The organism is Rhabdaerophilum sp. (assembly GCF_046092605.1).
Taxonomy (GTDB): domain Bacteria; phylum Pseudomonadota; class Alphaproteobacteria; order Rhizobiales; family Beijerinckiaceae; genus Rhabdaerophilum.
On the sequence record NZ_JBJTDY010000140.1, the window covers coordinates 47,861 to 55,637 of the forward strand.

At 65.1% G+C, this 7,777-nt stretch carries 9 protein-coding genes; 4 read left to right on the forward strand and 5 right to left on the reverse strand.

The window, feature by feature from the left end:
* Positions 1-66: 66 nt before the first annotated feature.
* Positions 67-1,398, forward strand: coding sequence for an ATP-binding protein (locus tag ACKODO_RS10745; RefSeq protein ID WP_408983436.1), 1,332 nt, complete (start codon positions 67-69; stop codon positions 1,396-1,398).
* A gap of 31 nt (positions 1,399-1,429) precedes the next feature.
* Here ACKODO_RS10745 and ACKODO_RS10750 read toward each other — a convergent pair whose 3' ends face one another.
* The 5 genes from ACKODO_RS10750 to ACKODO_RS10770 form a co-directional block, all read right to left on the reverse strand.
* Positions 1,430-1,789: a tRNA-binding protein gene (locus ACKODO_RS10750; RefSeq protein WP_408983425.1), complete on the reverse strand. Its 360-nt coding sequence runs from the start codon at positions 1,787-1,789 to the stop codon at positions 1,430-1,432.
* 6 nt (positions 1,790-1,795) lie between these two features.
* Positions 1,796-2,509 carry a TetR/AcrR family transcriptional regulator gene (locus ACKODO_RS10755; RefSeq protein WP_408983426.1) on the reverse strand — a complete coding sequence of 238 codons (714 nt, stop codon included), beginning with the start codon at positions 2,507-2,509 and terminating at the stop codon, positions 1,796-1,798.
* Positions 2,510-2,580: 71 nt separating this feature from the next.
* The gene (proC, locus tag ACKODO_RS10760) at positions 2,581-3,390 is read right to left on the reverse strand and encodes a pyrroline-5-carboxylate reductase (protein WP_408983427.1); all 810 of its coding nucleotides are present in this window, start codon (positions 3,388-3,390) and stop codon (positions 2,581-2,583) included.
* Positions 3,391-3,523: 133 nt separating this feature from the next.
* Positions 3,524-4,024 (reverse strand): YbjN domain-containing protein, encoded by a 501-nt coding sequence (locus ACKODO_RS10765; protein ID WP_408983428.1) that lies wholly within the window; start codon positions 4,022-4,024, stop codon positions 3,524-3,526.
* A gap of 401 nt (positions 4,025-4,425) precedes the next feature.
* Positions 4,426-4,695, reverse strand: a complete 270-nt coding sequence (locus ACKODO_RS10770) for an accessory factor UbiK family protein (protein WP_408983429.1) — start codon at positions 4,693-4,695, stop codon at positions 4,426-4,428.
* A 132-nt stretch (positions 4,696-4,827) separates the two neighbouring features.
* On the opposite strand from ACKODO_RS10770, the gene lgt reads away from it, so the two are divergent.
* Genes lgt through pgeF form a run of 3 tightly spaced genes read left to right on the forward strand, consistent with a single transcriptional unit; the run spans position 4,828 to position 7,503 of the window.
* Positions 4,828-5,637, forward strand: coding sequence for a prolipoprotein diacylglyceryl transferase (lgt, locus tag ACKODO_RS10775; RefSeq protein ID WP_408983430.1), 810 nt, complete (start codon positions 4,828-4,830; stop codon positions 5,635-5,637).
* Entirely contained in the window at positions 5,634-6,737 is a 1,104-nt protein-coding gene (locus tag ACKODO_RS10780; protein WP_408983431.1) for a class I SAM-dependent methyltransferase, read from the forward strand. The genes lgt and ACKODO_RS10780 overlap by 4 nt, the downstream gene beginning before the upstream one ends.
* 1 nt (position 6,738) lies before the next feature.
* On the forward strand, positions 6,739-7,503 hold the full coding sequence (gene pgeF, locus ACKODO_RS10785) for a peptidoglycan editing factor PgeF (protein ID WP_408983432.1): 765 nt from the start codon (positions 6,739-6,741) through the stop codon (positions 7,501-7,503).
* Positions 7,504-7,777: the final 274 nt, after the last annotated feature.

Sequence of the window (7,777 nt, forward strand, 5' to 3'; positions counted from 1 at the left end):
TGGCTGTGGCTGCTTCTGGTATGGGTCTGGAACACGGCGCCGGTGCAGAGGCTCGCGCAGCCCGTGATGCGGCTGGAAGCGCGCATCGGCCGCTGGCTCAACCGGGTGCTGCCGAAGGGGCTCTACACCCGCGCGCTTCTCATCATCATCATGCCGATGGTGCTGCTCCAGACCGTGGTCGCCTATGTCTTCATGGAGCGCCACTGGCAGGCCGTGACCGCGCGCCTCTCGCAGGCGTTGAGCCAGGACATCGCAGCGCTGATCGCGATCTACGACCAATTCCCCAGCGAGAAGCAGGCGCGCTTCATCTCCGGCATTGCCGAACAGCAGCTTGGTCTGGATGTCGATTTCCTGCCGCCTGAGCCCTTGCCGCCGCCGTTGAAGAAGCCCTTCTTCGACATTCTCGACCAGTCGCTGACCGCTGAACTGGCGAGCCGCATCCGCCGCCCGTTCTGGATCGATACGGTGGGGCGTTCGAACCTCGTGGAGATCCGGATCCAGCTTGAGCAGAGCGTGATGCGCGTCATTGCGCGGCGAAGTCAGGCCTATGCCTCGAACTCGCATATCTTCCTTGCCTGGATGGCCGGTTCTTCGCTGGTGCTGATCGGCGTCTCGGTCATCCTGCTGCGCAACCAGATCCGGCCGATCCTGCGATTGGCCGAAGCCGCGGAGGATTTCGGCAAGGGGCGTGACGTCATCTTCCGACCGCGCGGCGCGAAGGAGGTGCGGCAGGCGGGCCTCGCCTTCCTGGAAATGAAGAACCGCATCGAGCGTGCCATCGAGCAGCGCACGACCATGCTCAACGGCGTGAGCCACGATCTGCGCACCATCCTCACGCGATTCCGCCTTTCGCTCGCCTTCCTGCCGGAAAGCGCCGAACTGGAGGACATGAAGCGCGATGTGGACGAGATGAGCCGGATGCTCGAGGCCTATCTGGCCTTCGCGCGCGGAGAGGCGGCGGAGAGCGCGTCTCCCACGGATATCCGCGCGCTGATCGAGACGTTCAAATCGGATGCGGAGCGCGCGGGGCATTTCACCACGCTGGCGATCGAGGGTGATCCGGTGGTGAGCGTGCGCCCGCAGGCCTTCCGGCGCCTCCTCGGCAATCTTGTCTCGAATGCCGCGCGCTACGGCGACCGCATCGAGATTCGCGCGGTGCATGACGAGAAATACCTCACGATCACCGTGGATGACGATGGCCCCGGCATTCCGGCCGAGAGCCGCGAGGAAGCCTTCAAGCCCTTCCTGCGGCTCGATGCCTCGCGCAACCAGGACCATGGCGGCACGGGACTCGGTCTCGCCATTGCGCGCGACATTGCGCGCGGCCATGGCGGAGATGTCACGCTGGAGGAAAGCCCGCTCGGGGGCTTGCGGGCGCGGGTGCGGGTCCCTGCATAGAAAGGAAAACTAATATAGAAGAGTTGCCAGCCTAGAACAATCGCCCGCCCGGCGGGACGTCCCGTTCGGGTGTCACGAGCACAACCTCGCCCTCCTCGTCCGGGAAGCCCAGCGTCAGTACCTCGGACATGAACTTGCCGATCTGGCGCGGCGGGAAATTCACCACCGCCGCGACCTGCCGCCCCAGGAGCGTCTCGGGCGTGTAATGCTTCGTGATCTGCGCCGAGGAGCGCCGCGTGCCCAGCGGCCCGAAATCGATCGTGAGCTTGAAGGCGGGTTTGCGCGCTTCCGGAAAGGCATCCACCGCGATGATCCGCCCGACGCGGATATCCACCTTCATGAAGTCGTCGAACGTGATCTGCGGCGCGATGCCGGTTGTCTCGGTGGCCATGGTTCCTCAGGCGGCGTCGGGCTTCGGTTCATCCTGATGGCGGTGATGATGGCCGCGGCGCTTCCTGGCATCGCAGGCCGCGCGGAAGAAGCCGCGGAGCGGGGCGGCCAGCCGGTCGAGACCCTCGGCGCGGGCCAGCACCCATTCGCCACGCTTCAATTCGCGATCCAGCGCCGCCATGGTGCGGGTCAGGGCCGGGTCATCCTCCTCAAGGAAGATGCGGAAGGCGCGCGCGAACACAAGGATCGCGCCCTGGATCTTTACCGCGCCCATCGCCCCGTCAACTTCGATGCCCGCGGCTTCCAGCATGTAGCGCCAGGAATTGAGGCCCTGCTGGTTGAGAGCAAGCAGGCCGAGCGGATCACGCTCGAAACCGCGCGAGATGGAGCGCAGCGCCTCGCGATAGGGCAGCAGCGCATCAAAGCGGCGCATCATGATGTCGAGCACCCGGTCACGCGCCGGCTCGTCCTGCATGTCGGTCCCCGTGCCTTCGAGCACGATCCGGTCGATGCGACGCACGAAGCTGCCGAGGATCGCACCTTTCGAGGGGGTAAGATCGCGCAGGTCGGCAAGGGAAATCCCGGCTTCCTCGGCGATGGAGGAAAGGGTGATCATGTCCCAGGGCTGGCGCGCCGCGAGCGCCATCAGCGCATCCACGACCAGGGCGCGCGGGTCGCCCTTCGGAGCCTCGGCGGTTTTCTCGGCGGCTTTACGGGCCATGGTTGCCTCCCATGAAGGGTTGGGGAACTTCCGCTGAAGGTAGTCGTTCCCCGCCCGACTGCAAGGCCCGGCTAGCCGGCAAGAGCCTTCGCGCGCGCTTCCGCCGCGGCGACCGCGCGCGTCATCAGCGGGGCAAGGCCGTCGTCGCCCATCAGGATTGCAAGCGCCGCAGCCGTGGTGCCGCCGGGCGAGGTGACATTCTGGCGGAGCTCGGCGGGGCTGGTCTCGGCCTCCCGGAACAGCAATTCGCCCGCGCCTTCGATGGTGGCACGCGCAAGGCGCGCGGCGATGGCCGGTTCGAGGCCCAATTGCTCGCCCGCCTTCGCCAGCGCCTCGACCATGTGGAAGACATAGGCCGGGCCGGAGCCTGAAACGGCCGTCACGGCGTCGATCTGACCCTCATTCTTCACCCATTCGAGGCGTCCCGTGGTCTGGAGCAGGCGCGTCACGTTGGCGCGATCGGCTTCCGAGAGCGCATCGGTTGCGTAAGCGCCGGTGATGCCCCGGCCAATGGCCGCCGGCGTGTTCGGCATGGCGCGTACGAAGCGCGTGACCTGCGGCAAACGCTTCCTCATGTCCGCAATGCTCTTGCCTGCCATGATGGAGACAACGACGCTCTTGCCATCGAGGCAGCGCGCGAGGCCCTCGGCGGCAACATCGAGCATCTGCGGCTTGATGGAGATCAGCATCAACCCGGCTCGGGTCGGCTCGGGCGGGTTCAGCGTGAAACCGGTCTTCGCCTGCAAGGACAGAAGCTCGGCCGAGGGGGAGGGCTCCACCACGGCGATGCTTGAAGCGGGCCAGCCACCTGCCAGCGCGCCCTTCAGCATGGCACCGCCCATCTTGCCGCAACCGAAGATCAGAAGTTGGGGAACGGACATCGCAGGCTCCGGGGTCATGAAAAACGGCAGATCATGATGGGCGGGAAGGGATTGCCGGCTCGCGGAAAAGATCACACTTCGGGGAACAGGGATGTCCCGCCTTCTGTCGTGCCGGCCTTGTGGCTTCAACCCTTCAGGCCTCGCCGGCGGTCTCGAACAGGATGGTTTCCAGCGCCTCCGTGGCGTTCTTGCCGGCCCAGACGACGAACTGGAAGGCCTGATAATACTTCTCGCAGGCCTCGACCGCGACCTTGATCAGCGCCTCGCACTGATCCGGGCTCGGCGGCGTGCCGCCCGCGAGCACGAGAGCATGGCGGAACATGATGGCGTTCTCGCTTGACCAGAGATCGAAATGCCCCACCCAGAGTTGCGTATTCACGCGGCCGATGAGCTCGATGATCTCCGTGCGGCGGCGCTCCGGCACCTTCAGATCGAAGGAGCAGGCGAGGTGCAGGGCTTCCATATCGTCGAGCCAGGTGAAGCTCACGTGATAGTCGGACCAGCTTGCGGCAATGACGATGGAAATCTCGTCCTGCTCGTCGCGCTCGAAGGACCAGGCATGCCGGCAGGCGATCTGCTCGACGAGATCGACCGGGTGTTCTGCCCGCCCGCCATGATGATCGAGGATGTCCATCCCTTATGCCCTTTTTCGTTCAGGCCGGCGAGCGCAGAAAGACCGTCCATCGCGAGCGACCGCGACGGCGTACGCCTTTACGCTTCCACCGGAAAAACCCTTACGCCTCCATGGCGCGCACGAAACATCTGCACGCCGACGCGTACCAAGACTCTGCGAACCCTCTGAAATCAGGCCGCGAATCACCCCGCGACGAAACTAGCATGGCCAGATTCGCCCTGTCCTCCTGAATTTCTGTGCAGGAGTCCGGTCCGCGTCAGGCGTGTTCGAGGCTGCCTTCCGCGCCCGCGTCATCACGATGACTGTCGAATTTGACGCTCTCGGATTCGCGGTCTCCCCACAACCGGCCGGAGGGGGTTGATCCACAGCCCTTGACCGATTTCCACAGGCGGCGAAGAGATTCAGCCCTTTGACGAGAGCTTTGCCTCGAGCGCCTCGATGCGGGCCAAGAGGTTCTCGTTGAGCTTCTCGTTCTCGTCGCGTGCGAGGATCGCCATCTCGCGCACGGCCTCGAATTCCTCGCGCGTGACGAAATCGCTGTCGCGGAGGATGCGCTCGATCTGGCTCTTCACGAAGCTCTCGGCCTCGCGGCTCATGCCCTGCGCCACGCCGATCGCGCCGGTCATCACGCGGGAGAGTTCATCGAGCAGACGGGTCGGGGGTTCACGCATGGGGGCCTCCCAGATCAGGCGAAAAACAAGGAACGAAAAGAATGATGGGGCTCACCTAGCACGGGGCTTCGCCTTTGGTTAGACAGATTTCGCCGCTTACCTGTCGCGCTCGTCCCAACCCGGAAAAGCCGGATGCTCCTTCCCCAGTTTGATCCCGTCGCGTTTTCCATCGGCCCGCTCGTCGTGCGATGGTATGCACTGGCCTATATCCTGGGATTGTTGGGCGGCTGGTGTTACGCGCGACGCCTGGCAGCCAATGCGCGGCTCTGGCCCGCGCATCTGAAAGCGCCGACACCGGAACAGCTCGATGACCTTCTGGTCTATGCGGCCTTTGGCGTGGTGATCGGCGGCCGCCTGGGCTTCGCGTTCTTCTATCATCCCGGTTATTTCCTTGAGAACCCGCTGGAGATCGTGCAGGTCTGGAAGGGCGGCATGGCCTTCCATGGCGGCCTGTTCGGCGCAGGCGTGGCGGTGTTTCTCTGGGCCAGGCGCAATGGCCTCAACCCCTTCTCCATGCTCGATATTGCCGCTGCCGTGGCGCCTCTCGGGCTGATGCTCGGTCGCATCGCGAATTTCGTGAATGGCGAATTGTGGGGCCGCGTGAGCGATGTGCCCTGGGCCTTCATCTTCCCGGCTGCCGGACCGCTGCCGCGCCACCCGAGCCAGCTCTATGAAGCCGCGACCGAAGGGCTTCTTCTGCTCGTCGTGCTGGCCGTCGTCGTGCGGAAGGACGGCTTTGCCCATCCCGGCCGCATCGCCGGGCTCTTTGGCATGGGCTATGCCGCGACGCGCATCTTTTGCGAGTTCTTCCGCGAGCCCGACCGCCATCTCGGCTTCCTCGCCGGCGGTTGGGTCACGATGGGCATGGTGCTCTCCGTGCCGATGGCGCTTGTGGGCTTCTGGCTCTATGCTCGCGCCGGCAAGAATCCGGTGACGGCATGAACGCACGGACCACGCCACTCGCGCAGGAAATGGCGGCGATCATCGCGGCCGAAGGCCCGCTTTCGCTCGATCGGTTCATGGCTCTGGCGCTGGGGCATCCGCGCTACGGCTATTACATGACGCGCGACCCGTTCGGCGCGGGCGGCGATTTCATCACCGCGCCGGAGATCAGCCAGATCTTCGGCGAACTGCTCGGTCTCGCCTTGGCCATCACCTGGCAGAACATGGGTGCGCCGGAAGGTGTTGTTGTGGCCGAGCTTGGCCCCGGTCGCGGCACGTTGATGAGCGATGCCCTGCGCGCTGCGCGCGCCATCCCCGCCTTTGCGGAAACGCTCGAACCGCATTTCGTGGAGACAAGCCCCGTGCTGATGCGTGCGCAGGCCGCGCGCCTCGCGCAGGATGGACGTGATGCCAACTGGCACGCAAACATCGATTCCCTGCCGGAAGACCGCCCGCTTCTCATTCTTGCGAACGAGTTCTTTGATGCGCTGCCGGTTCGGCAGTTCCAGCGGGCGGGCGATCACTGGCATGAGCGCCTCGTGGGGCTCGATCCGGCCGGCGGCCTCGCCTTTGGCCTCGCCCAGGAGCCTGCCGCGAACATCCCCTTCGCCGCGCCGGAGGGTGCGATCTTCGAAACCTCGCCACTCTCGCTTGATATCATGCGCCGCCTCGGCGAGCGCATCGCGCGGCAAGGCGGGGCGATGATCGCCATCGATTACGGGCACGCGAAAAGTGGTTTCGGGGATACATTGCAGGCCGTGAAGGCGCATCGCTTCGTGCCGGTCCTCACCGATCCGGGCGAGGTGGATATCACCGCGCATGTCGATTTCGCGATGCTCGCGATCGCCGCCCAGCGCGGCGGGGCGCTGGCGCATCCGCTGCTGACACAGGCGAGCCTGCTGGAGCGGCTTGGCATCCACCATCGTGCGGAAATCCTGAAGCGCAAGGCCGAGAACCCCGCCGAGATCGACCGCGCCGTCGCCCGCCTCGCCGGCACGGATGATGCCGCGATGGGCCTTCTGTTCAAGGCGATCGCCATTACCGCGCCGGGCATGGCTCCGCCGCCCGGTTTCGAGCAGCCCGACCCCCGATTGTCCTGACATGCCGAAGCCCATCCTCTCCCCCGTTCTCGAAAAGGCGGGCATCCGCCACGCCTTCTTCACGCGCGAGGGCGGTGTCTCGCAGGGGCTTTATGCCGGGCTCAATGGGGGCATCGGCTCGAACGACGATCCGGCTCTGGTGGCCGAGAACCGCCGCCGCATGGCCGATTGGCTCGGCGTGGAGCCGACCCATTTCCTCTCGCTCTACCAGGTGCATTCGCCGGATGTGATTCATGTCGCCAGCCCCTGGCCCGGCGAGCGGCCCCGGGCGGATGGCCTTGTAACGGCGATGTCAGGCCTCGCTTTGGCGGTGGGCTCGGCCGATTGCGGGCCGATCCTGTTTGCGGACCCGCAAGCGAAAATCGTCGGTGCCTGCCATTCCGGCTGGAAGGGCGCGATGGGCGGCGTGCTCGAAAGCACCCTTGAAGCCATGGAGCGTCTTGGCGCGCGGCGCGCGCGCATCTCGGTCGCGATGGGGCCGATGCTGAGCCAGGAGAATTACGAGGTTGGCCCGGAATTCCGCGAGACCTTCCTGAAGCATGATCCCGCCAATGCGGATTTCTTCCGGGCGGGAACGCGCGAGACGCATCCGCATTTCGACCTGCCGGGCTATATCGCGCGACGGCTCGAGAAGGCCGGCGTGGCCGAGATCGACGATTGCGGCCTCTGCACCTATGCGGACGAGGCGCGCTTCTATTCCTACCGCCGCATGACGCATCGCGGCGAAGCGGATTACGGGCGCCTGCTCGCGGCGATCCGGCTCTAGAGCATCCGCCCGCCAAGTGGATACCGGCTGGTCGAAGAAAATGCGTGAAACAACAAGAAATGAGAACGGACGATCTCATTCAATCAGATCGGATTCCGCTCTAGAGCGCAAACCGATCTGATTGAATCAGATCCGGCGCTCTATCTTCTTGTTTTCGCATCCGCTTTTTCCGCCAACCGGTATCCACTTGGCGGGCGGATGCTCTAGAGCCGGATCGCCGCGAGCAGGCGCCCGTAATCCGCTTCGCCGCGATGCGTCATGCGGCGGTAGGAAT